Below are 427 nucleotides of genomic sequence, written 5' to 3' on the forward strand. Positions count from 1 at the left end.
CAAGCCGGTTCTCCCAGAGGATATGGACTATCTTGCCTTACCTCCCGACCCCGAACGCTCCCGCCGTTATGAGCAAATCGGCAAATTCCTAGACCGCTACGACGGCCAAAACCCCAAGCTCCCCGACATCGACAAAATCGTCCCCCTGCCCCCGGCCAAGCTTCCGCCCTGGGACGGCACCTTCCAGTGGCAGAAGGAACAGGAAGCCGCCGAACCACCGCCAAAACCGTCGGACGACCTGATCCTCCGCGCGTGCAAGGCCAAGAACCTCGACCCCGCCACGGGCCTGGCCATTCCGCCCCCGCCCAAGGCGGCATTGGGCACGCAGGCGAAACCACCCTATATAACCCAAAGTCGTCCAATTCCTACACCGATATCAGCCCTAGCCCGCCTTGGTTGTGCCGCCTGCTGTTCTACCCTGAATCTA

1 protein-coding gene is annotated in these 427 nt (G+C 61.6%); it reads left to right on the top strand.

What is annotated here, in order from left to right; genetic code table 11:
• Window positions 1-427: DUF6396 domain-containing protein (locus AB4Z27_RS29665; RefSeq protein ID WP_441646068.1), on the top strand; the 427-nt coding region annotated here is incomplete at both ends.

This window comes from Cupriavidus sp. KB_39 (genome assembly GCF_052114485.1).
GTDB lineage: Bacteria > Pseudomonadota > Gammaproteobacteria > Burkholderiales > Burkholderiaceae > Cupriavidus.